This window comes from Mesorhizobium sp. U510 (genome assembly GCF_059180695.1).
Map to the genome: position 1 here is coordinate 3,754,486 of NZ_CP180532.1, position 26,121 is coordinate 3,780,606.

Annotated in this window: 31 protein-coding genes and 2 tRNA genes; 24 read left to right on the forward strand and 9 right to left on the reverse strand. The window is 63.4% G+C overall.

The genetic code is table 11. The features are described 5' to 3' along the window. Positions 1 to 7: 7 nt before the first annotated feature. On the reverse strand, positions 8 to 1,195 hold the full coding sequence (locus tag ACLGL5_RS19595; protein WP_069091831.1) for a flavin-containing monooxygenase: 1,188 nt from the start codon (positions 1,193 to 1,195) through the stop codon (positions 8 to 10). Positions 1,196 to 1,223: 28 nt separating this feature from the next. Further along, positions 1,224 to 1,703 carry an Lrp/AsnC family transcriptional regulator gene (locus ACLGL5_RS19600; protein WP_019857350.1) on the reverse strand — a complete coding sequence of 160 codons (480 nt, stop codon included), beginning with the start codon at positions 1,701 to 1,703 and terminating at the stop codon, positions 1,224 to 1,226. Between the two features lie 102 nt (positions 1,704 to 1,805). Here ACLGL5_RS19600 and ACLGL5_RS19605 point away from each other — a divergent pair, with 102 nt between their 5' ends. From ACLGL5_RS19605 to ACLGL5_RS19650, 10 genes are all read left to right on the forward strand, one after another. Next, entirely contained in the window at positions 1,806 to 3,014 is a 1,209-nt protein-coding gene (locus ACLGL5_RS19605; RefSeq protein WP_069093375.1) for a diaminopropionate ammonia-lyase, read from the forward strand. After that, positions 3,011 to 4,243: a Zn-dependent hydrolase gene (locus ACLGL5_RS19610; protein ID WP_069091832.1), complete on the forward strand. Its 1,233-nt coding sequence runs from the start codon at positions 3,011 to 3,013 to the stop codon at positions 4,241 to 4,243. The genes ACLGL5_RS19605 and ACLGL5_RS19610 overlap by 4 nt, the downstream gene beginning before the upstream one ends. Positions 4,244 to 4,247: 4 nt before the next feature. Further along, entirely contained in the window at positions 4,248 to 5,408 is a 1,161-nt protein-coding gene (locus tag ACLGL5_RS19615; RefSeq protein WP_069091833.1) for a M20 aminoacylase family protein, read from the forward strand. 318 nt (positions 5,409 to 5,726) lie between these two features. Further along, positions 5,727 to 5,900: a hypothetical protein gene (locus tag ACLGL5_RS19620; protein WP_236952089.1), complete on the forward strand. Its 174-nt coding sequence runs from the start codon at positions 5,727 to 5,729 to the stop codon at positions 5,898 to 5,900. A gap of 290 nt (positions 5,901 to 6,190) precedes the next feature. Then, positions 6,191 to 6,364 (forward strand): hypothetical protein, encoded by a 174-nt coding sequence (locus ACLGL5_RS19625; protein ID WP_019857355.1) that lies wholly within the window; start codon positions 6,191 to 6,193, stop codon positions 6,362 to 6,364. Between the two features lie 111 nt (positions 6,365 to 6,475). Then, positions 6,476 to 8,569 carry an ATP-dependent helicase gene (locus ACLGL5_RS19630; protein ID WP_069091834.1) on the forward strand — a complete coding sequence of 698 codons (2,094 nt, stop codon included), beginning with the start codon at positions 6,476 to 6,478 and terminating at the stop codon, positions 8,567 to 8,569. An 8-nt stretch (positions 8,570 to 8,577) separates the two neighbouring features. After that, complete coding sequence (gene dapB / locus ACLGL5_RS19635; protein ID WP_069091835.1) at positions 8,578 to 9,354, forward strand: 4-hydroxy-tetrahydrodipicolinate reductase; 777 nt, start codon at positions 8,578 to 8,580, stop codon at positions 9,352 to 9,354. 261 nt (positions 9,355 to 9,615) lie between these two features. Then, positions 9,616 to 10,572 (forward strand): ABC transporter substrate-binding protein, encoded by a 957-nt coding sequence (locus ACLGL5_RS19640; protein WP_441939346.1) that lies wholly within the window; start codon positions 9,616 to 9,618, stop codon positions 10,570 to 10,572. Positions 10,573 to 10,680: 108 nt separating this feature from the next. Then, positions 10,681 to 11,490, forward strand: a complete 810-nt coding sequence (locus ACLGL5_RS19645; RefSeq protein ID WP_038645810.1) for an ABC transporter ATP-binding protein — start codon at positions 10,681 to 10,683, stop codon at positions 11,488 to 11,490. 11 nt (positions 11,491 to 11,501) lie between these two features. Further along, a complete protein-coding gene (locus ACLGL5_RS19650) occupies positions 11,502 to 12,380 on the forward strand; it encodes an ABC transporter permease (RefSeq protein ID WP_019857360.1) in 879 nt (292 codons plus the stop codon). 13 nt (positions 12,381 to 12,393) lie between these two features. Here the strand turns inward: ACLGL5_RS19650 and ACLGL5_RS19655 are convergent, their stop codons facing one another. Together ACLGL5_RS19655 and ACLGL5_RS19660 are read right to left on the reverse strand one after the other, a co-directional pair. Continuing rightward, positions 12,394 to 13,752, reverse strand: coding sequence for a sensor histidine kinase (locus ACLGL5_RS19655; protein WP_069091837.1), 1,359 nt, complete (start codon positions 13,750 to 13,752; stop codon positions 12,394 to 12,396). Next, positions 13,739 to 14,410 (reverse strand): response regulator, encoded by a 672-nt coding sequence (locus ACLGL5_RS19660; protein WP_019857362.1) that lies wholly within the window; start codon positions 14,408 to 14,410, stop codon positions 13,739 to 13,741. The genes ACLGL5_RS19655 and ACLGL5_RS19660 overlap by 14 nt, the downstream gene beginning before the upstream one ends. A gap of 485 nt (positions 14,411 to 14,895) precedes the next feature. Here ACLGL5_RS19660 and ACLGL5_RS19665 point away from each other — a divergent pair, with 485 nt between their 5' ends. The 5 genes from ACLGL5_RS19665 (at position 14,896) to ACLGL5_RS19685 (ending at position 16,697) form a co-directional block, all read left to right on the forward strand. Further along, complete coding sequence (locus ACLGL5_RS19665) at positions 14,896 to 15,099, forward strand: DUF680 domain-containing protein (RefSeq protein ID WP_019857363.1); 204 nt, start codon at positions 14,896 to 14,898, stop codon at positions 15,097 to 15,099. Positions 15,100 to 15,145: 46 nt separating this feature from the next. Then, positions 15,146 to 15,349: a DUF680 domain-containing protein gene (locus ACLGL5_RS19670; RefSeq protein ID WP_019857363.1), complete on the forward strand. Its 204-nt coding sequence runs from the start codon at positions 15,146 to 15,148 to the stop codon at positions 15,347 to 15,349. Positions 15,350 to 15,397: 48 nt separating this feature from the next. After that, a complete protein-coding gene (locus ACLGL5_RS19675) occupies positions 15,398 to 15,625 on the forward strand; it encodes a DUF680 domain-containing protein (RefSeq protein WP_019857364.1) in 228 nt (75 codons plus the stop codon). Between the two features lie 386 nt (positions 15,626 to 16,011). After that, the gene (locus tag ACLGL5_RS19680; RefSeq protein WP_019857365.1) at positions 16,012 to 16,245 is read left to right on the forward strand and encodes a DUF680 domain-containing protein; all 234 of its coding nucleotides are present in this window, start codon (positions 16,012 to 16,014) and stop codon (positions 16,243 to 16,245) included. Between the two features lie 212 nt (positions 16,246 to 16,457). Beyond that, positions 16,458 to 16,697: a DUF680 domain-containing protein gene (locus tag ACLGL5_RS19685; RefSeq protein WP_019857366.1), complete on the forward strand. Its 240-nt coding sequence runs from the start codon at positions 16,458 to 16,460 to the stop codon at positions 16,695 to 16,697. A 46-nt stretch (positions 16,698 to 16,743) separates the two neighbouring features. On the opposite strand, the gene ACLGL5_RS19690 is transcribed toward ACLGL5_RS19685, so the two are convergent. From ACLGL5_RS19690 to purM, 4 genes are read right to left on the reverse strand one after another with little or no spacing between them, the layout of a single operon-like run. Then, entirely contained in the window at positions 16,744 to 17,253 is a 510-nt protein-coding gene (locus ACLGL5_RS19690; protein WP_069091838.1) for a SixA phosphatase family protein, read from the reverse strand. Then, the gene (locus ACLGL5_RS19695; protein ID WP_019857368.1) at positions 17,253 to 17,594 is read right to left on the reverse strand and encodes a hypothetical protein; all 342 of its coding nucleotides are present in this window, start codon (positions 17,592 to 17,594) and stop codon (positions 17,253 to 17,255) included. Before ACLGL5_RS19695 ends, ACLGL5_RS19690 begins: the two co-directional genes overlap by 1 nt. A 12-nt stretch (positions 17,595 to 17,606) precedes the next feature. Beyond that, positions 17,607 to 18,320, reverse strand: coding sequence for a phosphoribosylglycinamide formyltransferase (gene purN / locus ACLGL5_RS19700; protein ID WP_064984901.1), 714 nt, complete (start codon positions 18,318 to 18,320; stop codon positions 17,607 to 17,609). Continuing rightward, positions 18,317 to 19,441, reverse strand: a complete 1,125-nt coding sequence (purM, locus tag ACLGL5_RS19705; protein WP_019857370.1) for a phosphoribosylformylglycinamidine cyclo-ligase — start codon at positions 19,439 to 19,441, stop codon at positions 18,317 to 18,319. Before purM ends, purN begins: the two co-directional genes overlap by 4 nt. 205 nt (positions 19,442 to 19,646) lie before the next feature. On the opposite strand from purM, the gene ACLGL5_RS19710 reads away from it, so the two are divergent. Genes ACLGL5_RS19710 through hdaA form a run of 3 tightly spaced genes read left to right on the forward strand, consistent with a single transcriptional unit; the run spans position 19,647 to position 22,085 of the window. Further along, on the forward strand, positions 19,647 to 20,204 hold the full coding sequence (locus ACLGL5_RS19710; protein WP_019857371.1) for a CDP-alcohol phosphatidyltransferase family protein: 558 nt from the start codon (positions 19,647 to 19,649) through the stop codon (positions 20,202 to 20,204). Continuing rightward, a complete protein-coding gene (locus tag ACLGL5_RS19715) occupies positions 20,176 to 21,384 on the forward strand; it encodes an AI-2E family transporter (protein WP_020628823.1) in 1,209 nt (402 codons plus the stop codon). Before ACLGL5_RS19710 ends, ACLGL5_RS19715 begins: the two co-directional genes overlap by 29 nt. Beyond that, the gene (gene hdaA / locus ACLGL5_RS19720; protein WP_069091839.1) at positions 21,381 to 22,085 is read left to right on the forward strand and encodes a DnaA regulatory inactivator HdaA; all 705 of its coding nucleotides are present in this window, start codon (positions 21,381 to 21,383) and stop codon (positions 22,083 to 22,085) included. The genes ACLGL5_RS19715 and hdaA overlap by 4 nt, the downstream gene beginning before the upstream one ends. A 403-nt stretch (positions 22,086 to 22,488) precedes the next feature. Here the strand turns inward: hdaA and ACLGL5_RS19725 are convergent. Then, a tRNA-Pro gene (locus ACLGL5_RS19725) sits at positions 22,489 to 22,565 on the reverse strand. A gap of 125 nt (positions 22,566 to 22,690) precedes the next feature. On the opposite strand from ACLGL5_RS19725, the gene ACLGL5_RS19730 reads away from it, so the two are divergent. From ACLGL5_RS19730 to ACLGL5_RS19755, 6 genes are all read left to right on the forward strand, one after another. Then, positions 22,691 to 22,996 carry an ETC complex I subunit gene (locus ACLGL5_RS19730; RefSeq protein WP_015318428.1) on the forward strand — a complete coding sequence of 102 codons (306 nt, stop codon included), beginning with the start codon at positions 22,691 to 22,693 and terminating at the stop codon, positions 22,994 to 22,996. Between the two features lie 46 nt (positions 22,997 to 23,042). Then, positions 23,043 to 23,119, forward strand: a tRNA-Arg gene (locus ACLGL5_RS19735). Positions 23,120 to 23,214: 95 nt separating this feature from the next. Beyond that, positions 23,215 to 23,502, forward strand: coding sequence for a hypothetical protein (locus tag ACLGL5_RS19740; RefSeq protein ID WP_038645963.1), 288 nt, complete (start codon positions 23,215 to 23,217; stop codon positions 23,500 to 23,502). 175 nt (positions 23,503 to 23,677) lie between these two features. Beyond that, a complete protein-coding gene (locus ACLGL5_RS19745; RefSeq protein WP_027046691.1) occupies positions 23,678 to 23,899 on the forward strand; it encodes a hypothetical protein in 222 nt (73 codons plus the stop codon). A 178-nt stretch (positions 23,900 to 24,077) separates the two neighbouring features. Beyond that, positions 24,078 to 24,866: a GGDEF domain-containing protein gene (locus tag ACLGL5_RS19750; RefSeq protein WP_019857376.1), complete on the forward strand. Its 789-nt coding sequence runs from the start codon at positions 24,078 to 24,080 to the stop codon at positions 24,864 to 24,866. A gap of 216 nt (positions 24,867 to 25,082) precedes the next feature. Continuing rightward, positions 25,083 to 26,045: a glycosyltransferase family 4 protein gene (locus tag ACLGL5_RS19755; RefSeq protein ID WP_069091840.1), complete on the forward strand. Its 963-nt coding sequence runs from the start codon at positions 25,083 to 25,085 to the stop codon at positions 26,043 to 26,045. Positions 26,046 to 26,121: the final 76 nt, after the last annotated feature.

Consider the following 26,121-nt stretch of genomic DNA (forward strand, 5'->3'; position numbering starts at 1 on the left):
CCGCAGATCACACCGGCAGGATTTCGGAAGCCTTTTTCCTGTTCAGCCGGTGCCTTATATCGTCGGCGATCGCCTGCGCCTCGATCCCGATCTCGCGCAGCAATCCGGTGACTGCATTGTGGAAACCAATGAGGTAGAGACCGAGATCCGAGGCTTTGGGGGTAACGCCACTGCGGTCCGGCTGGATGCCGGGCTCGAGAAATCTGGCATAGCCCGGCCGGTAGCCGGTGGCGAAGATGATCGCGTCGAATTTGCTGTGTTTGCCGTCGGCAAAACGGGCGCCGCGTTGCGAAATCTCGGCGATATCGGGCGCGACCTTGATCGCGCCTTCGCGGATCTTGCCGATGGTGCCTACATCGATCACCGGAATGCGCGATGCAATCGCAATCTGTTCCAGCAGTCCTTGTCCCGGCCGTTTGAGCCCGTATTTTTCCAGCCTGCCCAGCACCACGTCGAGAATGACCGGGAAAAGAACATCGTTGAAGCGTTGCGGCCCCAGGCGCGCAGCCATGCCGACCATCTGGATGGGCACGCCGAACAGTTCGCGCGGCACGATATGAACGCCGCCGCGTACGGAAATGGTCGGCTGTGCACCGTTTTCCGCCAGATCGAGCGCAATCTCCGCGCCGGTGTTGCCCATGCCGATGACCAGCACCGACTGACCGGCGAACGGTTTGGCATTGCGATAGTCCGCGCTGTGCAATGTCTTGCCCGTGAAAGTGTCGAGACCGGCAAACCCGGGCCGCAAGGGCTCGGCATTGTAGCCTGACGCGATCACCACATGTTTGGCGCGCAACGGTCCGGATGGCGCGTCCACACGCCAGCCGCGACCGTCCCGGGTGACCGCTTTCACCGTTTCTCCGAACTGGGGCCTGAGGTCGAAGCGTTGCGCGTAGGCATCGAGATAGTCGACGAAGAGAGCGCGCGGCACATAACGCGGATAGTGTTTAGGAAAGGGCACGAAGGGCAGCGACGAATAGCGCTTGGTCGTATGCAGATGGACGCGCTCGTAATGGCGCCGCCAGGCAGGGGCGGCCTGCTGCTCTTTTTCGATGATGATGAAGTCGACGCCGGCCTGCCGCAGGCATGCGGCAACCGCCAGGCCCGCCGGCCCGGCCCCGATGATCGCTACTGTCGTGGTGCGGTCCAAGCACGCCTCCCAGCTCAATTCGCGTCCTGAGAATGTCAAAAGCATGGCGGTGGAGCCTGCCTGCCGGCAAGGCTCAATCCGGCAACGGCACCGTCAGCCCGACCTTGACGCGGTCCATGGCCACGAAGGTGCGGAATTTCCGGACATTGTTGTTGCCGAAGAACAGCTTTCGAGTCAGCGCCTCATAGGCGCCCATGTCGGCCACCGTGATGACGAGGATGAAGTCGGCCTCGCCGGTGACGTAATAGCACTGCTGCACTTCGGGCGTTTGCGAGAATTGCCGCTTGGCCGCGTCGATCAGCTCGGTTCGCTCGCTCTCCAGCTCCACCTCGACGAAGATGGTGATGGGCTGGCCGACCGCCGCGGGTTCGATGATTGCGACATTGCTTGCAATGACGCCGGCCTGCTCCATGCGCTTGATGCGGCGCTGCACCGCCGGTGCCGACAGGTTCACCACTTCGCCGATCAGCCGCTGCGGCGTCGTGTTGTCGCGCTGCAGGATGGCAAGGATGGCGAGATCGAAACTGTCGAGCGGAGGCGATGATGGAGGCAATGCGGTATCCCGGTGAAACAAACTTGCATTTCGCAGGCTCAATTACAGCGCTCTTTGCGCCTGTCCTGCAATATGTTGTCGCTGACTGCCAAGGAGGCGCCAGTGTTCCTGCCCAATCGCAATGCCTTGCACGGTGAGCCGCTTGATGCGACCGATGCCGAAACCCTCGGGATCGCGGGCGCGGACACGGTCGAGCGCTTTCTTGCCCATCGCGACAATCACGCGATGACGCCGCTGCACGCGCTGCCGGCGCTGGCGGGCGAACTTGGCCTCGCCGCGCTGCATGTCAAGGATGAGGGCTTTCGTCTCGGCCTGGGCAGCTTCAAGGCGCTGGGCGGCGCCTATGCTGTCTTCCGCCTGGTGTTGGAAGAGGCAGGCAAGCGCCTTGGCCGCCCCGTCGATATCGAGGATCTCGATCGTGCCGATGTTCGCTCGGTCGCCGCGAAGATGACATTTGCCTGCGCCACCGACGGCAATCACGGCCGCTCGGTCGCGCAAGGCGCCGAGCTTGCCGGCGCCAGGGCCGTGATCTTTGTCCATGCCGGCGTCAGCGACGGACGCATTGCTGCCATAGCCCGCTACGGCGCTGAGATGGTTCGCGTCGATGGCAATTATGACGATTCCGTCAGGCAAGCGGCACAGGTCGCGGCCGAGAAGGGCTGGAGCGTGGTGTCGGATACGTCGTGGCCGGGTTATGAGCGGATTCCCGGCCTGGTGATGCAAGGCTATACGGCGATCGTGCGCGAAGCGCTGCGCCAGCTCTGCGAACCGCCAACCCATGTCTTCGTCCAGGCCGGCGTTGGCGGCCTTGCCGCGGCGGTGGCCGGCCATCTCGCCATCGTGCTCGGCGACGCCAGGCCGACCTTCATCGTTGTCGAGCCAGCGCGCGCGGCCTGCGTTGTCGCGGCTGCCCGGGCAGGGCATGTGGTCAAGGTGGCGCACGACCAGCCGACGGTCATGGCCATGCTTGAATGCTATGAGGCCTCACAGGTCGCCTGGCGCGTGCTGGCGCGCGCCGCCGATGCCTTCATGGCCGTGGACGAGGGCGACGCGGTCGGCGCGATGCGGCGGCTGGCCCTGCCTGCCGGCAGCGATCCGGTCATCGTTGCCGGCGAGAGCGGCGGGGTCGGTCTTGCCGGACTGATCCGGGCGATGGCCGAAAACAGGGCCGATCTTGGCCTCGACGGCAAATCCCGCGTGCTGGTGATCAACACCGAAGGCGCCACCGACCCGCATCGCTATGCCGAACTGGTTGGCATGAGCCCTGCTGATGTGTTGGCCGGCAAGCTCGTTGCCGAGGCAACGCCATGATCGCGGTCGACGCGCAGCGCCTGCTTGGCCGCATCCGCGAACTTGGCGCTGTTGGCCGCGACGGCGAGGGCAGGCTGACCCGGCTGGCCGCCTCCGACACCGACAGGCAGGGCCGTGACCTCTTTGTCGGCTGGCTGCGCCAGGCCGGGCTCGACGTCGCCATCGACCGCATCGGCAACATTTTCGGCATCTGGCAAAGTGCCGACAATGTAGGCGAGGCGCCGCTGCTCATCGGCTCCCACGTCGATACCGTCATCGACGCCGGCATCTATGATGGCTGCTACGGCGTGCTTGCCGGGCTGGAGGTAATCGAGACGCTGAAGGCATCGGGTCTCTCGCCGTTGCGCCCGCTCGCCGTCGCGGCCTTCACCAATGAGGAGGGCGTGCGCTTCTCCCCCGACATGATGGGGTCGCTGGTCCATGCCGGCGGCGTCGATGTCGAGGCGGCACTCGCCGCTGTCGGCACCGACGGCAGCACGCTCGGGCAGGAACTCGTCCGCATCGGCTACGCCGGCGAGCGCGAACCTGGCTTTCTCAAGCCGCACCTCTATGTCGAACTGCACATCGAACAGGGGCCGGTCCTGGAGCGCGAAGGCATTCCGATCGGCGCGGTGGAAACCCTGCAGGGCATCTCCTGGCAGCGCATCACCCTCGATGGCGTCGCCAACCATGCCGGCACCACGCCGATGTCGATGCGCTGCGACGCCGGATATGCCGCGGCACGCGTGGTCACCTTCCTGCATGACCTTGCCGCGGCCTCCAACGCGCCGACCGTTGCCACCGTCGGCACGATGCGCTTCGAGCCGAACGCCATCAATGTCATCCCATCGCGCGCCGTCTTGACGGTCGACCTGCGCGATCCCGACGAGCAGAGCCTGCAAGCACAGGAGGCGTCGCTGGCCGCCTTTCTCGAACAGCTCGCCGCCGAGGGCATCACCGTGTCGGTCGAACGGCTGGCCCGCTTCGAGCCGGTTGTTTTCGATGGGCAGGTCGTCGAGTTGATCGAGGCTGCTGCCAGGAAGCGCGGGCTTGCCTCGCGGCGCATGACCTCGGGCGCCGGCCATGACGCGCAGATGATCGCGCGCATCGCGCCGGCGGCGATGATCTTCGTGCCGAGCGCCGGAGGCATCAGCCACAGCCCGCATGAACACACCGAGGATGCCGAGCTTGTTGCCGGCGCCAACATCCTGCTTGATGTGGTCGCTGAACTTGCCGAACTCGAGGGCTGAAGACATGGCTAAACTCGATCCAGAAACGCTGAAGCGCGAGATGACCGCTTGGCGGCGCGACCTGCACGCGCACCCCGAATTCGGCTTCGAGGAGAAACGCACCGCGGCCTTCGTCGCGGCCAAGCTGCGGGAATTCGGCCTGGACGATGTCGCCGAGGGCGTCGGCGGCACCGGCGTCGTCGGCACGCTGAAGCGCGGCAGCGGCAACCGCGCCATTGCGTTGCGGGCCGACATGGATGCGCTGCGCATCGCGGAGCAATCAAGCGCGCCCTACCGCTCCGTCAATCCCGGTATCATGCACGCCTGCGGCCATGATGGCCACACCGCCATGCTGCTTGGCGCGGCAAAGCTGCTGGCGGGCGAGGGTGGTTTCGACGGCACCGTGCGCTTCATCTTCCAGCCGGCCGAGGAGTGGGGCAGGGGCGCGCTGGCCATGCTCGACGACGGCCTGATGCAGCGCTTCCCCTTCGACGAGATCTTTGGCCTGCACAACATGCCCGGCCTTCCCGTTGGGCACTTCGAGACCCGTGCCGGCCCGGTCATGTCGGCCGAGGATAATTTCGAGATCGTGCTCAAGGGGCTCGGCGGCCACGCGGCACGGCCGCATTCGGGCAACGAAACGCTGGTCGCCGCCTGCGCGCTGGTCACCAATCTGCAGACCATCGTTTCGCGCCGCCTGAGCCCGACCGACATAGCCGTGGTTTCTGTGACCGAACTGATCACCGACGGCACCCGCAATGCGCTGCCTGGTCTTGCCCGCATCCTCGGCGATGCGCGCAGTTTTCGCCCCGAAGTCAGCGCGGAGATCGAACGCCAGATGCTCATCATCGCCGAGGGCACCGCGGCCGCCTACAACGTTGCCGCCGAGGTCAATTACACCAGGGAATTCGTGCCCTTGCACAACGATACCGAACTGGTCGAGGCGGCCATCGCCGCCGCCAAAAATGTCTTCGAGCCCGGCAATATCGCGATTGCCCGCGAGCCCGTGACGGCGTCGGAGGATTTTGCCCGTTTCCTCGATCACGTGCCGGGCTGCTTCGTCTTCCTCGGCAATGGCGAGGCTTCGGCGCCGCTGCACAATTCCAGCTATGACTTCAATGATGAAGGGCTGGTGTTCGGAGCCAGTTTCCATGCCGCCATCGCCAGGCAACGGCTCGGATTTTGATCGGCTGCGGACCCTCGTCGGCACGCCTTTGCCGGTGGAAAACGCCTGGAAAAGGCCGAAATCCGCGATCCCGCATGACGCAGGGGCAAGACTCAGCTACCTTGTATGGTGCGGCGGACCTGATTTATCCGCTTGGCCGGCGCCTTCTCCTCCCAAGCGGCGCCGGCCTTCTTCCCGCGCCGATCTCCTTCTAAATTAGCATCCATTAAATTTAGAATATTCGCACTTGCAGGGCGTTAGCGTCTTTATGGCATGGAAGGTGCCGGTATTTGGGCTGTTGCGGGAAGACGGATGCGCGGGCGGAGCTGGATAAAGGCGTTGCGTCAGGACGAGGCGCGGCAGGTGCGTGCGCGCATCGCCGAACTGGAAAGAAACCTCACAGTGGCATCGCCGGCCCGAGGCCGTCAGTTGCAGCAGGACGCCGGCCACGAACTGCGCAATGCCAAGTTCCGCCTTGAGCTGCTTGAAGAATGCATCGCTGCAATGCATTGAGGTTTTGCGGTCCTCATTGCACCGGAACTATCTCAGTTGCTGACAGTCTCCGTGTCCATGACAGGATCGCTGGCGTGAGAGCTCTGTTCGGCACCAGGGGCCTTGGTCGGTGGCAATTTGTTGTCGCAGGCCGAGACAGCCAAAACCACCAGAATGAGGGCTAATCCTAGCTTCTTCATCGCTGTCGCCTCCACCCTTTCAACGACGCGCCATCGGTTTGGTTGCGAACTTCGCGTGATGGAACAAACCGTCATGTTTCCGGTTGACCCTCATCAGAGGAGAACCGCGGCATGATCCGTTTGCTTCTGGCAGGTACATTCGCCTTTCTCGCCTATCGCCTCGCGCGCAAGATGATCGATGACGTGCCCGGCGACGTCGATCCCCTGTTGCTGCCCGCGTCGAGAAGTGACCGCGATGCTTTGCGCCGCCAATCGGCGGCCATGGGTGTCGATCCCCGGCGGTAGGGCAATTCCAGGAAAGTGCACAGCGCTTTGCGTTGGGAATTGCATCAAAATCAAGGGTCCGTCGCGCCGCTTGCATGTTGCGAACAAAGCGGAAACGATGCTTGATGGGCGATGAACCTCGCCGCCCATGATTCGACATTTGTGGAACCGACTCCCCAGCCCGCCTATCTCGCGCGGCTGAACGACGCCCAGCGCCAGGCCGTCGAGCATGGCGACGGCAAGATCGCCGGGCCCTTGCTGGTCATTGCCGGCGCCGGCTCGGGCAAGACCAACACGCTAGCGCATCGCGTCGCCCATCTGATCGTCAGGGGTGCCGACCCGCGCCGTATCCTGCTGATGACCTTTTCGCGGCGCGCCGCGTCCGAAATGGCCAAGCGCGTCGAGCGCATCGCTGGCGAGGTGCTCGGCCGCGACGCCGCGGTCATCACCGATGCGCTGACCTGGGCAGGCACTTTTCACGGCATCGGCGCCCGGCTGTTGCGCGACTATGCGCTGGAGATCGGCCTCGACCCGGCCTTCACCATCCATGATCGCGAGGATTCCGCCGACCTGATGAACCTCGTGCGCCACGAACTTGGCTTCTCGAAAACGGAAGCGCGTTTTCCAACCAAGGGCACCTGCCTTGCCATCTATTCGCGCGCCGTCAACGCGCAGGCGCCGCTCGGCGAAGTGCTGGGGGCCGCCTTTCCCTGGTGCGCCGGTTGGACCGATCAGCTCAAGCAACTGTTCGCCGGCTATGTCGAGGCCAAGCAGGCGCAGAACGTGCTCGATTACGACGATCTGCTGCTCTACTGGGTGCAGATGGCGGCCGAGCCGGAAATAGCGGCGCATCTGGGCGGGCGTTTCGACCACGTTCTGGTCGACGAATACCAGGACACCAACCGGCTGCAGGCCTCGATCCTGATGGCGCTGAAACCCGACGGCGCCGGGCTGACGGTGGTCGGCGACGATGCGCAGTCGATCTATTCGTTCCGCGCCGCCGAGGTGCGCAACATCCTCGATTTTCCAAAACAGTTCGCGCAGGCCGCCGATGTGGTGATGCTGGAGCGCAATTACCGCTCGACAGAAACCATTCTGGCCGCCGCCAATGCGGTGATCGGCGAGGCCTCGGAGCGCTTCACCAAGAACCTTTGGTCGGAGCGCAAATCCACCGACAAGCCAAGGCTGGTGAGCGTCCGCGACGAGGTCGAGCAGGCCAACTTCGTCTGCGATACCATTCTGGCCGAACGAGAAGCTGGCACGGCGCTGAAATCGCAGGCAGTGCTGTTTCGCGCCTCGCATCACAGCGGGCCGCTGGAGATCGAGCTGACGCGGCGCAACATTCCCTTCGTCAAGTTCGGCGGCCTGAAATTCCTCGATGCCGCCCATGTCAAGGATGTGCTGGCGGTGCTGCGTTTTGCCGAAAACCCGCGCGACCGCGTCGCCGGCTTTCGCGTCCTGCAACTGATGCCGGGCATTGGCCCTTCGGCTGCCGCGCAGATTGTCGAGACGATGACATCGGCTCTGGACGAGGCGATGGGGCTGGCCGGCTGGCGGCCGCCGCAACGCGCTGCAGATGACTGGCCGGGTTTCGTCTCGCTCTATTCCGGCCTGCGGGCCGGCGCCAAATGGCCGGCCGATCTCGAACAGGTCAGGCTCTGGTACGAGCCACATCTGGAACGCATCCATGAGGATGCCGTCACACGTCGCGCCGACCTGTTGCAGCTCGAGCAGATCGGCTCTGGCTACGCCTCGCGCGAACGCTTCCTGACCGAACTCACGCTCGATCCGCCGGACGCGACCAGCGACCAGGCGGGGCCGCCGCATCGCGACGAGGACTATCTGATCCTGTCGACCATCCACTCGGCCAAGGGCCAGGAGTGGAAGAACGTCTTCGTGCTCAACACCGTCGATGGCTGCATTCCGGCTGATCTCGGCGTCGGCACCAAGGAGGATATCGAGGAGGAGCGCCGGCTGCTCTATGTGGCGATGACGCGGGCCAAGGATAGCCTCAACCTGGTCATGCCGCAGCGCTTCTTTCCCCATGGCCAGGCCGCGCGCGGCGACCGTCACCTCTACGCCTCACGCACCCGCTTCATCCCGGCCTCGATCCTCGCCGCGTTCCAGCAGATGTCCTGGCCGAGCGCACAGGCGGCGCAAAGCAGGGCGCCCCGGCCGGAGGTGCGCGTCGACATCGGCGCGCGCATGCGCGGCATGTGGAAATAGCCGAGATCATGGTGCAACCGCCGATCAGGGTCGCCATCGCCGGGGCGCTGGGCCGCATGGGGCGGCAGATGGCGGAGGCCGTGCAGGCCGATCCGCGGCTCGCGCTTGCTGCCCGCTTCCATCGCCCAAGCAGTGTCGGCGACGGGCTGGCGAGCCGCGACGAGGCGCTTGCCATGGCCGATGTGGTGATCGATTTCACCACGCCCGCCGCCTCCGCCGATCTGGCGAGGGTTTGCGCAAATTGGGGCGGACCGGCCCTGGTGATCGGTTCGACCGGTTTCGATGCGGGCGAACTGGCTGATATAGCCGATGCCGCGAAAACGATTCCCATCGTCCGCTCCGGCAGTTTTTCGCTTGGACTGAACATGCTGGTCGGACTGGTCGAGCGGGCGGCGAGAGCGCTCGCCCCCGAAGATTGGGACGCCGAGATTTTCGAGGCGCATCATCGCCACAAGATCGACGCGCCGTCAGGCACCGCACTGATGCTGGGACAGGCTGTCGCCGGTGGACGCGGCGTCGAACTGGACGCGGTCGCCAGGCGCGTCCGCGACGGCGTCACCGGCGCGCGGCCAGCCGGCGAGATCGGTTTTGCGGTGGTTCGCGGCGGCAGCATCATCGGCGAACACAGCGCCAGCTTCTGTGCCGAAGGCGAGCTTGTTACCTTGTCGCACGCTGCCGGCGACCGCACCATGTTCGCCCGTGGCGCCATCGCCGCGGCACTTTGGGTGTCGGGACGCTCGCCCGGCGAATATGATATGCGCGACGTGCTTGGGTTTGACCGCTGAACTTGGCACGGCGGGCATTTTCACGACGCCGCGACGGCCTGCTGGCCACGGCTTACTGATCCGTAAGCTTTGCCGTCATTTTCGGCTTTACCCTGAAAGCTGGATGAAAGGTTGGTGCCATAACTCTTGTCCGGCGCCCCCATATTGTCGCGCAAACGCGATGGGAGAGAGAGGGGCGCGGGAAACGAACGAAGGGAAGAGGCCATGTCGCTCGCGCGAATTCTGCTTGATTCAGCCGCCACAACCGCACTCGTCGCCACCATGGCCTTGTCAGCGCCGTCCGTACACGCCGCCGACAAAGTTTCCATCATGGTCGGCGGCTACGAGAAGCAGATTTACCTGCCAGCCAAACTGACCGAAGCACTGGGCTACTTCAAGGACGAGGGTCTCGACGTGGAGTTGCTGAATGAGCCGGCCGGGGTCGACGCCGAAAACGAGATGCTTGCCGGTGCCGTGCAAGGAGTTGTCGGCTTTTATGATCACTGCATCGATCTGCAGGCCAAGGGCAAATTCGTCGAATCCATCGTCCAGTTCAGCCAGGCGCCGGGCGAGGTCGAGCTCGTTTCGACCAAGCATCCCGAGATCAAGTCGCCCGCCGACTTCAAGGGCATGAGCCTGGGCGTGACCGGTCTAGGCTCATCGACGAATTTTCTTACCGAATATCTGGCCGTCAAGAACGGCTTGAAGCTCGGCGAATTCACTTCGGTTCCGGTCGGCGCCGGCAACACCTTCATTGCCGCCATGCAGCAGGACAAGATCCAGGCGGGCATGACGACCGAACCGACGATCACGCGGCTGCTGAAGACTGGTGAGGCCAAAGTCCTTATCGACATGCGCACGATGGAAGGCACCAAGGCCGCGCTCGGCGGCACCTACCCGGCCGCCTCCCTCTATATGCAGACAGATTGGGTCGAAGCGCACAAGGACATCGTGCAGAAGCTCGCCAACGCTTTCGTCAAGACGCAGAAGTTCATCAATTCGCATAGCGGCGCCGAGATCGCCGACAAGATGCCGAAGGACTATTATGTCGGCGACAAGGAAGGCTATGTGAAGGCCCTCGATGCCGGCAAGGCGATGTTCACCCCCGACGGGATCATGCCCGAGGGTGGACCTGAGACAGTGCTGACGGTTCTTTCAGCCTTCAAGAAGGAACTGCAGGGCAAGCAGATCGACCTTGCCAAGACCTACACCTCGGAATTCGTCAAGAACGCCAAGTAGCAGGCCGTGCCGGCGCGATGAAGCCATCGCGCCGGCACCCGTCAGTTTTTCACGTCCGGCGGCCTTGGGGCCGACGGCGGGCGTCTGCTCTTATCCAGGAGTTCCACCATGGCTATTGAAAAAAATGCACCGGCGATCGAGCTGATCAACGTCAGCCGGCGTTTCCTTTCACCCACCGGCAAATCGCTGACGGCACTGCGCGACTTCACCATGACCGTACAGCGCGGCGAATTCGTCGCCGTTGTCGGCCCGACCGGCTGCGGAAAATCCACCACCCTCAACTTGGTGACCGGACTGGCAAGCCCAAGTGCTGGCGAAGTTCGTGTCATGGGCGCGCCGGTCAAAGGGATAGACCCGCGCATCGGCTTTGTTTTCCAAAGCGATGCCCTGTTTCCGTGGCGAACCGTGATCGACAACGTGATGGCTGGTCCGCTCTTTCGCGGCAAGGCCAAGTCCGAAGCCATGGCCGCGGCGCGAGACTGGCTAGCGCGCGTCGGCCTGTCGCGATTCGAGCAGCATTATCCGCACCAGCTTTCGGGCGGTATGCGCAAGCGCGTGGCGCTGGCGCAGACTTTCATAAACGGTCCGGAGATCCTGCTCATGGACGAGCCGTTTTCGGCGCTTGACGTGCAGACCCGCGTGCTGATGCATGAGGAGTTGCTGCGCCTTTGGTCCGAAGCAAAGGCTTCCGTGGTCTTCGTAACCCATGACCTGGAAGAGGCGATTGCCTTGGCCGACAAGGTCTATGTCCTGACCGCCGGGCCGGCCACCGTGAAGTCGGTCTACACGATCGACCTGCCGCGCCCGCGCGTCGTCGCCGACATCCGCTACGAACAAAGCTTCATCGATTACTCGCGCACCATCTGGGCCGACCTCAAGGAAGAGGTCGAGACCAGCTATGCACGCGCGGCGGCCTGAGGAGGAACGCCATGACAGATGCCGCCATCGACATCAGGGCAGGGGCATTCAAGCCTGGCACTTCCGACGCGGAAATCGAAGCGGCCGCGGCAAAGGCGTCGCAGCGCCGCCGCCGCACCGTCATATTCTGGCGGGTCGCCATCCTGGTCGCCTTTCTCGGCTTGTGGGAGATTGCCGCGCGCCTGGCGTGGATCGATCCGTTCTTCTACGCGATGCCGAGCGCGATCGCGCAGCGGCTCTATGAATGGACGACGGAAGGAACGTCCGAGGGGCCGCTCTGGTATCATCTCTATGTTACCATGGAAGAGTCGGTCATTGGCTTCGTGACCGGCTCGGTAGCCGGCATCATCATCGGCGTCGCGCTCGGCCGCAACCGGATGGCCGCCGACATTTTCTCCATCTACATCAAGGTGATCAATTCCATCCCACGCGTGGTTCTGGCGCCGATCTTCATCATGATCCTCGGCCTTGGCCTCGCTTCGAAAGTGGCGCTTGCCTTCGTCATGGTTTTCTTCGTTGTCTTCCACAATGCATTCCAGGGCGTGCGGGAGGCCGACAGGGCAATGATTGCCAATGCCCGTATCCTCGGAGCCTCCAACTGGCAGTTGACGCGCTCGGTCATCGTCCCTTCGGCGATGAGCTGGATCTTCGCCAGCCTGCATGTCAGCTTCGGCTTTGCCATCATCGGTGCGATCGTCGGCGAATTCGTCGGCTCGCGCTATGGCATCGGCCTGCTGATCAATATCGCCAAGGGATCCTTCGACGCCGCCGGCATGTATGCGGCAATCGTCATTGTCATGGTGGTGGCGCTCGGCGCCGAATATCTGATGACCATGGTCGAGGATCGCCTGGCGAAATGGCGTCCCCAGCCGCTGCATGAGACGCAATGAGCGGCGACATGGGCTAGCTGCTTGCCAGCGGCAACCTCACGTCAACCACCAGACCGCCGGCCGCGCCATCCCGCAGGGTGACGCGGCCGCCGGCGTTTTCGATAACCTCGCGCACGATGGCGAGCCCCAGCCCGCTGCCTTCCTCGGTCGAGCCGGCGATGCGATAGAAGCGCTCGAACACGTGATCCCGCTCTTCCACCGGGATGCCAGGCCCGTCGTCGGTGACCGTCAGTACGGCTTCGCCATCGAGGGCCGCCAGCCTCACAGTGACGCTGCCACCTGACGAGGAGTAGCGCAGCGCATTGTCGACGAGGTTGACGATCATCTCGCGCAGCATGGTGCCGTCGCCGATGACCGGCACGGGACCGGCCTCCTCAAGGCCGAGATCGACGTTGCGGCTGACGGCGATCGGCGCATGGGTTTCCAGAACCTGGCGAGCCGCTTCGGTCAGGTCGACACGGTCGGCACGCGGCCGTCGGCTGCCCGGCTCGGCTCTCGACAAGGTCAGCAGTTGTTCGGCAAGCCGTGCCAGGCGGCCGGAGCTTGCCTGCAAGGCCACCAGTGCCTCGTGGCGGGCATCGGGGACTGTCTCTCGCAGCGCGTAGCTCGCCTGCGTCGACAGCAGCGCCAGTGGCGTGCGCAACTGGTGCGCGGCATTGGCGACGAAGCGGCGTTGCGACGCCATCTGTGCCCGCACGCGTGCCATATAGGCGTTTAGCGCATCGATCAGCGGCCGGATTTCACTCTGCGCGCCCCGCACTTCAATCGGATCGAGGTCGCTGCGGTTCGGCGAACGCACCGCGTCGCGCAGCCTGATGAGCGGCGCCAGGCCGCGATGCAGGCCAAGCAGCACGAACAAGCCGGCGATCGCCACCAGCGCCAACTGCTGGGCAAAGGCGCCAAACCAGAGTCGCCGCACCATCGCGTCATGTCCGGCAAGGGTGACGCCGACGGTAACCGATATCGGCGAATCCTCGCCGGCGCCGACCACACCCTGGCTGAAGGTAAGCAGCCGCAGCCGGTGATCGCGATAGGTTGCCTCGGTGCTGGACGGCGTCAATGCCTCCGGCAGATTGGGATAGCCGGTCAGCAGCCGCCCTCTGGCAGTCTTGACATGGTAGTAGACGCTGTCGCGGTCGCCCGTATCGAACATCTCGATCGCTGCCGGCGGTATCGTGGCATCGAGCACACCGTCGGTCATGGCGACCTGCTCGGCGATGGTCCGAGCCGAGCCGAGCAGCATTCGGTCGGTGACCAGGTTAGCGGTGGCGAGCGCGCTGCCATGGCTGGTCCACAGATTGATGGTGGCGAGTCCGGCCAGCGGCAGCACCACCCATGCCAACAATTGCAGGCGGAGGCTATTGATCTTCATGTCGCAAGAGATAGCCGAGGCCACGCAAGGTGGCGATCTGGACCCGCGACCCTTCGAGCTTCTTGCGCACGCGATGCACATAGATCTCGATGGCGCTGGGGTCGGCATCGGTCTCGAAGTCATAGATCGCCGCCGAAAGTGCTGCCTTGCTCACCGTGCGCCCGGCCTTCACCATCAATTGCTCCAGCACCGCATGCTCGCGGGGTGTGAGCGCCAGTGCTTCGCCGGCGAGCGAAAACAGCCTTGTGTTGGTGTCGAAGACGAGATCGCCGCAGGCAACGACAGGCGCGGTGCGGTCATTGGCGCGGCGCAACTGCGCCCGGATACGGGCCTCGAGCTCCTCGATCTGGAATGGCTTGGCCAGATAGTCGTCGGCGCCTTCATTGAGGCCCTTGACCCTGCCGTCGAGGCTGGCATTGGCGGTCAGCACGATCACCGGCACCCGGTTGCCGCGCGCCCGCAGCAAGCGCAGCACCTCCAGGCCGCTCATGCGCGGCAGCGCCAGGTCGAGGATGACGAGTGCATGGTCGCCCGCCGCCAGCGCGTGCTCGACATCCTCGCCGTCATGGACGATGTCGACTACATAATTCGCCTGGCGCAAGGTCTTTCCCAGCCAGTCGGCCAGTTCGCGATTGTCCTCAACGAGCAGCAGTCGCATATCTATGACAGTCCCGATCCCATTTGCGGCCTTCCAGCGGGTCGCCTTGGCTTGATGACCGCGGCACCCCTGATCTCTCCTGAATGAGCGACAGTATCGATCTCAACGCAAGACAAATGCGGTCTTGGCGAGGGATAACTGCAGACCCTTGCCGCTTCAAATCTGTCAATCCATACCCGCAAATCGAACCGAACGGTTCGGTTCTGATTGACAGATTGTACCGCAAACGGTGAACAATGGCCTCCGAAAACACTCCGGTTTGGTTGGGGACGCTGAGCCTAATGAGCTGAAATCATTGCGTAAATCGCGCAGAAATTGCTGCAATGCAATATGCATTGTCTATAATATAAGCAAATCCTGCAAAGTCGACGCGACTGGTAATCCCAAAAGGCATTCCCTACTTCGGGGTGGTCCGAGCGACGCGAAAATCCTCCCAAGGGCACGCCACTAGACGGACAGGACAGATAAATACTGGAGTAAAGAAAATGACCAAGATCGCTCTCACCGCCGCCGCCATCCTCGTCGCCACGGGCACCGCTTTTGCCGGCAGCGACAACTACGGCTCCAACAACGTCAATCAGCCCGCCGCCGCTGTCGACCATTCGGTCACCGCTTCGACCTCGAAGTCGACCGCGACCGTCCAGGCCCAGGCTCCGCAGGGCGCTGACCGCAACCTCTTCGGCCGCTAATCGCGACTGCCGAGATCAACCTAATTTGAATTCAGGAGTACTTAAAATGACCAAGATCGCTCTTACCGCCGCCGCCATCCTCGTCGCCACGGGCACCGCTTTCGCCGGCAGCGACAACTACGGCTCCAACAACGTCAACCAGCCCGCCGCCGCTGTCGATCATTCGGTCACCGCTTCGACCTCGAAGTCGACCGCGACCGTCCAGGCCCAGGCTCCGCAGGGCGCCGACCGCAACCTCTTCGGCCGCTAAATCGCGACTGCCGATATCAACCCGAACTTCAATTCAGGAGTACTTAAAATGACCAAGATCGCTCTCACCGCCGCTGCCATCCTCGTCGCCACGGGCGCCGCTTTTGCCGGCAGCGACAATTATGGATCCAACAATGTCAACCAGCCGGCTGTCAGCCAGTCGTCCTCTAACATCGACACCACGCATACCGGTTCGATCGTGAAGTCTTTGAAGGCACAGGGCGACGCCAATGCCGACGTCCCGGCTCAGTCGGGTCAGGGCATCTGGGGCCGTTAATTCCTTCAACCCCCCGGAAGACGACAAAGAGCGGTGGGCCTGGCCCGCCGCTCTTGTTTTTTATGCATGCGATTGTACCGATCTGAAATCGAACCGATCGGTTCAAATAATGTTGACGAACCGTGAGCGGACGGTCAACGCCGACTCGACAAATCGCCACAATGTGCACGGGCGCCTTCCGATAACCATATGATATTTATTAATAAATTTTCTTACACCTGACCCTTGGCCAAAATTCAAGGTCCGGATCTCGCGCGTGATGGAACATCTTCGTGATTGGAAGTCGGCGAACGAAAAACCCACTTCCAGCCTGTCCGAGCGACGCGAAATTCCTCCCAAGGGCACGCCACTAGACGGACAGAACTAGGAATACTGGAGTAAAGAAAATGACCAAGATTGCACTTACCGCTGCTGCCATCCTCGTTGCCACGGGCAGCGCCTTTGCCAGTAGCGACCATTATGGCTCGGACAACGTCAACCAGCCGGCCATCACAGCGCCTGCGGGCAACATCGACCACAGCCACACGGCCTCGATCCGCAAGCCGGTCGAGCATCACGGCTTCAAGCTGACGCCTGATTCTGTCCAGCCGGAATCCGGCCAGGGGATCTGGGGCAACTAAGCCAACGCTCAAGCAGGCCTCGATGACAAAGAGCGGTGGGTTCGGCCCGCCGCTCTTGTTTTTTGCGCAGCAGGGCAGGCACGGGCTGGCATCGGTTTGAGCAGCAGAGGGAAAGCTCCGCGTCCGGGAATAAAACCGGATGGCCTCGGGTCTTATTCCCAGCGGAACCGTCCTCCCAAGACGCCGCCTAACGGAGAAACCAGGAGATTGAAATGAACAAGATTGCTCTCGCTGCCGCCGCTATCTTCATTGCGACCGGCGGCGCCCTTGCCGGCAGTGACCACTACGGCTCCGACAATGCCAACCAGCCGGTTGCCTCGATTGCCGGCGTGGATCACGCCGCCACCAGCGCGGTCAAGAACACTGATATGGCCGGGCACAAGGCGGGCGATACCAGGATGAAGACCACCACCGACTGGCCGGAACCCGGCCAGGGTATCTGGGGCAACTGAGGTTTCGGGCGCGGCGGGCTTGCCCGCCGCATGCCCGGCAGGACTTCTAGCTCAGATCCTTGGGGCGCAGGCAATGCGTCAGTCGGGCGACCGACAAGCCAGACCAGTCGCCGTCGAAGACAAAGCGCGCGATGGCTGCCGTGGGGAACTTTTCCTCGAGCCTCTTGTGGGCCTTGGCCTCCGAGCCTGATCCGGCAAGCTGTTTCGCCAGATCCTCCAAGCCCGGATTGTGGCCGACCACCGCCAGGCAGCCGCTTGATGGGTCGACTTGACGAATCTGGCTCAGAATATCCGCCGCAGAAGCCTCGTAGAGCGCTTCGGCAAACACGACCCGGGGATGCGCCGGCAGCTCCACGGCGACCAGCCGCCATGTATCACGGGTGCGCAGAGCCGACGACACCAGCGCCTGGTCCGGCAGCCAGTCGCGCGCCGCAAGCTCCCGCCCTATCAATTTGGCCGCCTTCAACCCGCGTTCGGCCAGCGGCCGGTCGACATCATCGAGAGCAGGGTCGTCCCAGCTCGATTTGGCGTGGCGCAGAAGGAGTAGCTGTTTCATCATTTTGAGCCCGACCAGGGAATATCGGCATGAAAGTCTCTGCCATATCCGCCGCCGTGCTTGGTGCCGGCTTCAGTGTCGAAAGCTGCGGCAAGGGCACCGAAGATAAACAACCCGACGCGCCGCTCATCCTTATCCCACCGGACGACGATATCCGATCCGCTGATGGCCCAAGAGCCCGATCGTATGTGAATTGTATCAACGACGGAGCCTGACTCGTCTCCTTGGGCTCGATAGAGGTAAAAATATGCGGTGGCGTTTTGCGGGTCTCCCGCCTCGTCATATTCGAAAACGCCGGCCAGGTCGCCTCTCGTCCGGATCGCACTGTCGAAAACGCCCATTGGCCTCGGCCCTCAGGGCGTAATCCGCGCCAGATGTTCCAGATCGGCCTCCTCGCGCAGCGGATCGGGCGCCATCACCACCGAGGTGCCGTTGTCGGCATCGTCGGCAAAGTGGGCGAGCACCGTGCGCCCGGCCTCCATGCGCGCCTTGCCTTCGGCGACCAGCCCCAGCGCCAGCGGATAGAGCCGGTGCTCGGCCTTCAGCACCCGGGCAGCCAGCGTATCGGCATTGTCGCCGACCATCACCGGCACGGCCGCCTGGGCGATGATCGGCCCGTCGTCCATCTCTGATGTGACGAAATGCACGGTGCAGCCATGGATGCGCAGGCCCGCGGCCAGCGCGCGAGCATGGGTGTCGAGGCCCTTGAACGCCGGCAGCAGGGCAGGGTGGATGTTGATCATCCGGCCTTGCCATTTCTGGACGAAGCCGGAGGAGAGGATGCGCATGTAGCCGGCCAGCGCCACGATCTCGGCATTGAAGGCCGTGAGTGCAGCGTCGATCGCCGCGTCATGCGCCTGCTTGCTGCCATGGTTGGCGCGGGCAATGACCTGCGTGGCGATGCCGCGCGCCTTGGCGATGCCGAGGCCTGCGGCGTCGGCCTTGTCGGAAATCACGCCGACGATCTCGGCCGGGAAGGCCGGGTCGCTGGCCGCCGCGATCAGCGCGGTCATGTTGGAGCCGCGTCCCGATATCAGGACGACAGTGCGTTTTCTCTGCGTGCTCATAGGCCGATCGAGCCCCGATAGATGACGCCGGCATCGCGGCGCGGCACGATGCGGCCGATCGGCGTCACCGTCTCGCCGGCTTCCTGCAGCACGGCGGCGACCTGCGCCGCCTGGCCGGAGGCGACCGCCAGGATCATGCCGACGCCGCAATTGAAGGTGCGCATCATTTCTTCCGGCGCCACGCCGCCGCTCTTGGCCAGCCAAGAGAACACCGCCGGCACGTCTATGGCTTCCAGGTCGAGCTCGGCCGAGAAATCCTTGGGCAGCACGCGCGGAATGTTCTCCGGGAAACCGCCGCCGGTGATGTGCGCCAGCGCCTTGATGCCATGCGTGTTGCGGATCGCCTTGAGGATCGACTTGACGTAGATGCGGGTCGGTTCGAGCAGCGCCTCGGCCAGCGTCGCCTCGTCGTTGAACGGCGCCTGATCGCTCCACGCCAGGCCGCTGGCGGCGACGATGCGGCGTACCAGCGAAAAACCGTTCGAATGCAGGCCGGAGGACGCGAGACCCAAAAGCACGTCGCCTTCGACGATGTCGTCGGTGGGCAAAAGCTGGCCGCGTTCGGCCGCGCCCACGGCAAAGCCGGCGAGATCATAGTCCTTGCCGTGATACATGCCGGGCATTTCCGCCGTCTCGCCGCCGATCAGCGCGCAGCCGGCCTGCCGGCAGCCTTCGGCGATGCCGCCGACGATCGCCGCACCCTGGTCGGGGTCCAGCTTGCCGGTGGCGAAATAGTCGAGGAAGAACAGCGGTTCCGCACCCTGCACGACGATGTCGTTGACGCACATGGCGACGAGGTCGATGCCGATCGTGTCGTGCTTGCCGGCATCGATGGCGATCTTGAGCTTGGTGCCGACGCCGTCATTGGCGGCGACCAGCACCGGATCGGTGAAGCCGGCCGCCTTGAGGTCGAACAACCCGCCGAAACCGCCGATCTCGCCATCCGCACCGGGCCGGCGCGTGGCACGCACCAGCGGCTTGATCTTCTCGACCATGAGATTGCCTGCATCGATATCGACGCCGGCCTCGGCATAGGTGAGCCCGTTCCTGCGCTTGCTCGTTTTGGCCTGGCCCGTTTTGGGCTGGCCCGTTTTGCGCTGGCTTGTGTCGCGCTTGCTCATCGCAATTTTCCTGCTCGTTTGCGGGCTCTTCGCATGAACGGTTTCGGTCCGCAAGGATAACGGCGGAGCCGAGCGCCATTTGACCTGACAAAAGCGTGGATAGAATGGCATCGGGTTTGGCGCTCGCGCCTGGAACGAACTGTCCCTTGTGGCGGCTCTCCATCTCCTTCATCTATCTCCAAACAGCGCATGGCGGGACAATGAGTTGACCATCCCCAATCTGATCACCATCCTGCGCCTTCTCCTGGTGCCTGCCGTGGTGCTGGCCATGCTGCAGGCCCGCTGGGACTGGGCCTTTGCCGGCTTCGTCATCGCCGGCGTCTCGGATGGCGTCGACGGCTTCATTGCCCGCCGTTTCAACCAGCAGTCCGAACTCGGCGCCTATCTGGATCCGGTGGCCGACAAGCTGCTTCTGGTTTCGGTGTTCGTCGTCATGGGCTTCATCGGGCAGTTGCCGCTGTGGCTGGTCGTCACCATGGTGTCGCGCGATGCGCTGATCGTCTGCGCGGTCCTGTTGTCCACGGTGATGGCGCATCCGGTCGAGATAAAGCCGTTCCTGGTGTCGAAGGCCAATACAGCCATCCAGATCGTGCTGGCGGCGGTCGTGCTGGGCGAACTCGCCTTTGCCATGCACCTCGACCCGCTGCGGCCAGCCCTCATATTGCTGTCCGGGGTCTTGACCGTGGCTTCGGCCGCGGCCTATCTCGTGGCTTGGCTGAGGCATATGAGCGGCTATGGCGAAGGCTCCAATCCGGACATCTGAGGAAGAAGCGGCGGTGATCGAGGCCGCGGCTGCCGATCTTGCCGCGGTCTCCGCGTTCCGCCGGCAGATCTCCTTCTGGGTGGCCGGCGTCGCCGCCCTTGCGCTGTTCCTCTATATGTTCAGCAACATTCTGCTGCCCTTCGTCGCCGGCATGGTGCTTGCCTATTTCCTCGATCCGGTCGCCGACCGGCTGCAGCGGCTTGGCCTGTCGCGTTTCATGGCGACGGTGGTCATTCTCATCACCTTCCTCATCGTGCTTGTGCTGGCCTTTGTCATCCTCATCCCGGTCCTGGCGACGCAGATGGCCGATTTCGCCGGCAAACTGCCGGAATACCTGACCCGGCTGCAGAGCCTGATCACCTCCTTTGATCCGAAATGGCTCGAGCAGAAATTCGGCGTCAACGCCAATGGCTTGCGCGATGGGCTGAATTCGCTGCTGACGTCGGGTTTCGGCCTGCTCACCACGGTCTTCACCTCGATCTGGAGTTCGGGCGTGGCGCTGGTCTCGGTGGTCAGCCTGTTCGTGGTGACGCCGGTCGTCGCTTTCTACATGCTGCTCGACTGGGACCGCATGGTGGCGGTCATCGACAGCTGGGTGCCGCGCGACAACGTCGCGACCGTGCGCGCCATTGCGCGCGACATCAACACCGCGACCGCTGGCTTCGTGCGCGGGCAGGGCACGCTATGCCTGGTGCTGGGCGCCATGTACGCCACCGGTCTGACGCTGACCGGGCTGAATTTCGCCATCCTCATCGGCCTGTTCGCCGGGCTCATCTCCTTCATCCCCTATGTCGGCTCGCTGACCGGGCTGGTGCTGGCCGTCGGCGTCGCTTTCGTCCAGTTCTGGCCGGACTGGACGATGATCGTCGCCGTCGCCGTGGTCTTCTTCATCGGCCAGTTCATCGAAGGCAACATCCTGCAGCCCAGGCTGGTCGGCAAAAGCGTCGGCCTGCATCCGGTGTGGCTGATGTTCGCCCTGTTTGCCTTCGGCGCGCTGTTCGGTTTTGTCGGTCTGCTGATTGCCGTGCCGGCTTCCGCCGCCGTCGCCGTTCTTGTGCGCTTCGCTATCGCCCGCTATCTCGAATCGCCGCTTTACAAGGGCCACGCGACAGAGGCCGCGCCGCCGCTGCCGGCCGATCGTGGCGGCGGCCACCGCACCCAACCACGTCGCTCGAAGTGACCGCCCAACGAACCGATCCGCCGCGCCAGCTGCCGCTCGATCTCGGCCACGGCACCGGCTATTCGCGCGATGAACTCGTCGTCTCCGGCACCAACAACCAGGCGGCGGCACTGGTCGATCGCTGGCCGGACTGGCCCTCGCCGGTGGTGGTGCTGGCAGGCCCCGCCGGCTCCGGCAAGACGCATCTGGCCGCCATCTGGCGTGTGCGCGCCAATGCGGTCGCCGTCGACGCCCGGCGCATCGGCGACAGCATCGCCAGTCTCGGCGCCCGGCCGGCGCTGATCGACGATGTCGATGCCGGCGCGGTCGACGAACAAGGCCTGTTCCATCTGATCAATGCGGTCCGCGGCGCCGGCTCGACGCTGCTGTTGACCGCGCGGCGTTTTCCCTCGGCCTGGGGTGTGTCGCTGCCCGATCTGGCCTCGCGGCTGAAGGCGGCGGCGACGGTCGAGATCCACGAGCCCGACGACCTGCTGCTGGCCGGTGTCATCACCAAACTGTTCGCCGACCGCCAGGTCGAGGTCGAACCGCATGTCGTGCAATATCTGGTGCGGCGCATCGAGCGCTCGCTGGCGACAGCCATGCGCGTGGTGGAGCGGCTGGACCGCACCGCGCTCGAGCGCAAGATGCCGATCACCCGCGCGCTCGCCGCTGAAACGATCAACGCCATGGACGAGGGGCAGCGCGAGTTCGAGATTTAGCCGATCGCGATGCCTCGACCACCAGCAGACGCTGGGCATGTCCCATTTCGGGACAGAGCAGCTGGCATCTATCTTGCTGCACAAAGTTTGCCGGCTGACCCCGGTCCTGATCGCGTTCCAAATCAGGTTGTAGGCTCGCCGGGAATGAGTTTGGGGTTCTCGCCCGGCGAGCTTGCCTTCCAGCCGCTCTTGTATACCGGGCTCGATCTATCCACGACCGACATAGGAGGCGCGCTCCAGACTTGAAGTCGGGTGGAGTGGCGGCGGTCATCCGGCAGAACTGGACCGGCACGCGTATCGTCGCGTAGGCGGGGCCTGGAGCGTGTATCCGACCAAAGGCACGACAAATCTGCCGGCTCTCGTGGCGGGCGGCGGCGCCTTGGCGCGGCGGATACGAAGAAGATGGTCGGAGTGGAGAGATTCGAACTCCCGACCCTCTGGTCCCAAACCAGATGCGCTACCAGCCTGCGCTACACTCCGAACGGTCTGTTGCCTATTCATTTCGGTGTTACATGGCAAGTGCAAAAACCTTGCCGCCATGCGCATTGCGCAGTAATGACGGGCGAAGGGGCGGCGATGCTGCCTTGCACAACCATGAGGTGGCCATGTCCGCGCGCATTTTCAGCCCAGCCAAAACCGCGATGCAGTCCGGCAAGGCCAAGACCGGCCACTGGGTGCTGGAGTTCGACCCCGAGATGCGCAAGAAGATCGATCCCCTGATGGGCTATACGACGTCGGGAGACATGAGAAGCCAGATCAGGCTGACCTTCGACACCCGCGAAGAGGCCGTGGCCTACGCCGAAAAGGAAGGTCTTGCCTTCCGTGTCGAGGAGCCGAAAGAGACCAAGCGCCGCCAGATTTCCTATGCGGAGAATTTCCGCTATGACCGCAGGACGCCCTGGACGCATTGAACGGCGCCAGCGCCAGATATCCAGCCGGCCCCTTCGGCCGGCCAGCGGTCCCGTAGCTCAGCTGGATAGAGCACCGGCCTTCTAAGCCGATGGTCACAGGTTCGAATCCTGTCGGGATCGCCAATAAATCGATGATTTTGCGAGGTTATTTCCTTCCTGTCAAAGGTATGTCGGTTCGCTTTCTGCCGCGCCGGCACGGTGCAGGCTCGCCGTAAGAAATGACCGGCGGGAACCTGACGCTTGCAAGCGCGTTTCGTCGCATGCTCAAGAAGATCGCCTTCGCCGCCGTGCTGTTCCAGGTTGCCGTTTTCTCGGCTCTGATAACGCAGACTGTTCTTTTCGCATCGACGGCGACCCAAGCCGCCGACGTACAGCGCAGCGAACCCGTTGCCGTCACCGACAAGGAATGCGCCGCCGCGAGGTGGCCGAACATTCCGGGTCGTTGTCTGGAGCGGGTTGAGGCGCGCAGCTCCACCGTGACCATGGTGCTGACGGCCGGACAATAGAGCAAAGCTGCGTGGGGCGACCCGGAATTATTTCGTGATCCGCCGAGGCTGGAACCTTAGCCCATTATCAGGCGTTCGGGGCCTTGTATTCGCGGGGCCTCATAAAACGCAATGTGTGGGCCGGCGAACGGGCGGGGCAAAACAAGCGCGGGTTGGGGGAGGAGAAAACAAGGCCATGTCGAAACGTGAAATTGGAACGTCCCCTGCCTTGGGACGGCGTATCGCTCAACTCAGAGCCAGAATGCAGGATGCCGAAATTTCCGAGCATGAGATGAAGACCTTCCATAAGGTCGCTGCCATCATGGGGCCGGGCGACGGGTCGCTACAGCTGGATGCCGACGACCTGATCGCGGCATCCTTCGTTGTCGAAGCAAGTGGACCGGCGCCGAATCGTTGACGTTATAAATTCCCCGCATCGCGCGAAATTTAGTCAGCGGGCTTGCGTTCACCGCCGGAGCACGGCTGTTCATTGGGCGAGCATGCTCCGGCTCCCTGATCTCGAATTGAAGGGAAAGTCTTATCAATTTGTTTGCGTTGGTGCGTCATAGTAGCGACGGCTAACGGAGTAGAATGGGATGAAGCTCGACCTGTCGCCGACCAGCTGGGGCAGGGTGATCGCTGTCACCGCCGCCGGCACGGCATTCTTCATCGCCGTGGCGTTTTTCGTCGATTCTTTCAATTTCCCCTATCTCTCGCCCGAGGCCGTCTGGCGCGCCCAAATGACGGACCTTATGCTGCCCCTGGTACTGGGCGGGTCGTTTCTGTTTTTTCTCATGTGGAAGATCCGCCAGCTGGCGATAGCTCAGCGCGACCTCAGCGTCATCGCCGCCACCGATAGCCTGACGGCGGTGCTGAATCGCGGCGCCTTCTCGATGCTGGTCGAGGCCTATCTCGAGGAGACCCGCAAGCAGGAACAGACCCGTTCCGGCGCGCTGCTGATCATCGACGCCGACCACTTCAAGTCTATCAACGACCGCCTCGGTCATGACTGTGGCGACCAGGCGCTCAAGTTGATCGCGCAGGCGATCAAGGGACAGTTGCGCGGCAGCGATATCGTCGGCCGCATCGGCGGCGAGGAGTTTGGCGTGTTTCTTCCCGGTGTCGACCCCTCGCAATCCTGGCTGGTTGCCGAAGGCATCCGCCGGCGGATTCGTGAAATGGACTTTTCGCCCGGCGGCCGCGCCTGTCCGCTTTCCGTCAGCATCGGCGGCACCAGCTTCAGCGGGCCGACGACTTACGAGGCCATATTTTCCGCCGCTGACAGACGGCTCTATGCCGCCAAGTCGAATGGCCGCGATCAGGTGAGTTTCGACCCGGCGGAAGCCACCCTGGTTTCTCAGTCCAGCGTCGCCACGGTGCATTGACCGCAGCCTTGCTGCGCGTGAAGGCTGGGGTCGCCGCTTCCTTGACGCCGTCTTGCCGGTGTGCTTCCTCCGGCTAAGGTGATGTATTGGGCATCGCCAGAGACATTTCTGCTTTCTTGATCTCCTCGGTCTTCCGGGCCGCCGGCGCAGGTCACGACCTGTTTCGGTGCCGGCAACGAGTGACGGGACGGCCCGGGCCAGGCAAGCGCGGCGATCATGATCCACTTGTTCAACGGCTTTCAGAACCCGTTTGGCGGCAGCGAGCGCGAAACCCTGGACCTATATCGGCTGTTGAGCGCCGACCAGCAGGTGCGTCTTTGGGCAACCTCTTCGCGCGTGTCCGGTGAACTGATGCGGCAATTTCCGATTCGTCGCGTCTCGCCGGCAAGGCGCGAGGTGCCGGACGGCGGCACCTATGTCTTCCTCGGTGCGCATTGGCGTAACAAGGTGTGGCCTTACCTGATCCGACGGCCACGCCGGCTGATCTATGTCTTCAACACCTTTCACCCGAAGATCATCGGGCTGACGACCGGCATGCCGCGCCTGCTGGGCTGGCCCGGCGCCGAATTGGTGCTGATCTCGGAATTCCAGAAGCGCATGCTGCAGGTCGAAGGCGTCGTGCATCCGTCGCCGATCGATATCGAGCGTTTTTCACCACGACCGGCAAGACCGGACGGTCCGTTCACGGTGGGACGGCTAAGCCGCGACACGGACGACAAGCATCATGCCGACGATGTGGTGCTCTACGAGGCATTGCTGGCCGACGGCGTTGCGTTGCGGATCCAGGGCGGCATGCCGCTCAAGGGCAGGCTCGCGCCGCATCCGCAACTCGAACTCCTGCCGCAGGGCCAGTTTGCCGCCGAGCAGTTTTTGCCGACGCTCGACGTCTTCTACTATCGCACCGGCTCGCATGTGGAGACATTCGGCCGCGTGGTGTTCGAGGCGATGGCCTGCGGTTTACCCGTGGTATGCCATTCGCATGGCGGCTATGCCGACCATATCAACCATGGTGAAAACGGTTTTCTCTTCGAGACGACGCAGCAGGCGGCGCAAATCCTGGCCGAGCTCAAGGCCGATCCGGCGCTGCGGACTGACGTGGGCCACAAGGCGCGGCAGACCGTCCAGCGACTGTTTTCGCCGCAGGCGTTGCAACAGCGGCTGGATTTCTATCGGCGTTAGCGGTACCGCCCGCGGCGACAGCTTGCCACTCCGTTTGTCATCAATCTCGACATCGCCAAAGTTGGCATGCAAAAGA